Source organism: Flavobacterium silvaticum (assembly GCF_012911565.1).
Taxonomy (GTDB): domain Bacteria; phylum Bacteroidota; class Bacteroidia; order Flavobacteriales; family Flavobacteriaceae; genus Flavobacterium; species Flavobacterium silvaticum.
In genome coordinates this window covers 1-2,109 of record NZ_JAAMPU010000072.1, presented here as the reverse complement: position 1 = coordinate 2,109, position 2,109 = coordinate 1, and the positions used below count along the sequence as shown (strand labels likewise).

General features: G+C 39.1%; 2 protein-coding genes. Both read right to left on the bottom strand.

The genetic code is table 11. The annotated features are described in order from the left end of the window. Positions 1-1,233: 1,233 nt before the first annotated feature. Positions 1,234-1,395, bottom strand: a complete 162-nt coding sequence (locus G6047_RS00320; protein ID WP_169525319.1) for a hypothetical protein — start codon at positions 1,393-1,395, stop codon at positions 1,234-1,236. Position 1,396: 1 nt separating this feature from the next. Continuing rightward, positions 1,397-1,927 (bottom strand): hypothetical protein, encoded by a 531-nt coding sequence (locus G6047_RS00315; protein WP_169525317.1) that lies wholly within the window; start codon positions 1,925-1,927, stop codon positions 1,397-1,399. Between the last annotated feature and the right edge of the window lie 182 nt (positions 1,928-2,109).

Below are 2,109 nucleotides of genomic sequence, written 5' to 3'. Positions count from 1 at the left end.
GCTCTAGGTTCGCTGAGGAAAATTGAGATTTTTGTCTCGGCGAAATGAAAGATAGAATTACCGAAATGTCTCTGCGGAAACGAATAGGTTCAACTTTGAAAAAATCTCAATTTTCAGCCGGATGGCGGATTGGTCGGAACAAAGCTTGTAGCCCCGAATAAGATGAAGGCTGCAAGCAACTTTCGATCGAGCCGACAGCCGGCCAAACAAGTTGTACTTGCGCAGCTTGCTGGTAACGTGGTGGAGCTAACCGCCGTAGCGTGTAACAAAGATAGTAGTATCTGCTTATCGTAAAGATTCTTTTGAAAAAAGTTGTTTGCCTTACCTGGCTGGAGCTATGGCGGGTTAGCGGGGGTTGTACACCAGGCTGAAAATATGTTCAATTTATGGGGAAAAATTTAATTTTTTTTGTGAGTAGTCTCGACGTATTCATAATAATGACTGTTTCTGCGGAAACGTATTACCTGATCAAAAAAAATTGAATTTTTCCCGCTGGCCTTGGCCGGCAAAACGCAGCCTTGCTGCCCAGCTTGTGTACAACGTTCCGCGGCTAAGCGAGGTTGCGGTTTTCGGAGAAAGTTGCCTCGGCTTACCGCGATGGAAGTTAAGAAAAAAGTTGGTACAATGATCGAGTAGGAGCAATCTTGTCTTAGCCGCTGTTAGGGCCGCGCCTTTTTTCCTTTTTACTACGAACGGCGAAGCTTGTATTCAAAGTTTTGTGTGTTCAAAGAGATGAACGAACGGCCAAGCTTGTGTTCAAAGTATTTTGTGTTCAAAGAAATAAAACAAACGGCGAAGCTTGTGTTCAAAGTTTTGTGTGCTCAAAGAGATTAAACGAACGGCAAAGCTTTGTGTTTAAAGTTCTGTGTGTTCAAAGAAATGAAACGAATGGCGAAGCTTTTGTGTTCAAAGTTTTGTGTTCAAAGAAATGAAACGAATGGCGAAGCTTTGTGTTCAAAGTTCTGTGTGTTCAAAGAAATAAAACGAACGGCGAAGCTTGTGTTCAAAGTTTTATATGTTTAAAAAATGAAACAAACTTTGAAGCTTGAAATCAAATCTAACGGAGAATTTATACAGACCGCATTTGGCGTATGCCCTAACGTTTCGCGGCTAAAAGAAGGCGCGGTTTCCGGAGATTGTTGTCTCGGCTGGACGTAAATGTAGTTAAAAAATGGCTGGTTCAATCACTTGATTGGAGCGCTTTTTTTTAGCCGCTGTTGTGAGAAGTGCCGCTTATTTAGCTGAATTTTCCTTTTTAGTTAAACTCATTTTTCTTTTTTGAGCTGACTTCTTTTTTAATTGAAAATATTCAGATATAGCTTTAGATTCTTCATTGCTAAGTGAAGTTTGTTCGCCAATAAAATCAACATCCAGTTCCATGATCTTTGTTTTCATATTATTGATTTTTAAAATATTTGTTTATCAGTTTGTTCGCAGCTTGCGTTTCGATGATCATAATTCTTCCACCAAAATGAAAAGCTCCCAATGATTTTTTATAATGTTCAATTAGCTGAGTTTTTGCAATGAAAGCTACATTGCCTTCATGACCGCGTTGAAACGAAAGCTTGCAAGCAAATGCGACTAAATTTCCTGGAACTCCGGAATAGACTTTTTCTTTTCCTTTGTTGAAAGGCGCGCTTTCCACCAAATGCATATAAACATGATCTTCCTTAACTTCAAGACTTATCAAACCTTGAATAATTTTCAGATTATTTACAATAGTCAATTTATAAACGTCACGTTCAGGCTTATCAAATTCTGATTTCCAGTTGAAAACCCAACCATTTTTTTTGGAAATGGATTTAAGATCAGAAAAAGGAAGCGTAGATATTTCGGTTGCGAAACTATCACCCGTAACTACATTCTCGACAGAGTTTGTAAGTTTATCGATGATAAAGTCTAGTCCAAATTCTATTTCTCTTTTCATACTGCAATTTAAGCATTAGAATTGAGATTTCCCATACGAGAATTTTAATGGCATTTCTCACAACGTTCCGCGGCTAAGCGAGGTTGCGGTTTTCGGAGAAAGTTGGCTCGGCTAACCACGATGGAAGTTAAGAAAAAACTTGGTACAATGATCGAGTAGGAGCAATCTTGCTTAGCCGCTGT

Bases quoted from the DNA above. Each gene is read 5' to 3' on its own strand.
- G6047_RS00320 (WP_169525319.1), bottom strand. From the start codon at position 1,395: ATGAAAACAAAGATCATGGAACTGGATGTTGATTTTATTGGCGAACAA.
- G6047_RS00315 (WP_169525317.1), bottom strand. From the start codon at position 1,927: ATGAAAAGAGAAATAGAATTTGGACTAGACTTTATCATCGATAAACTT.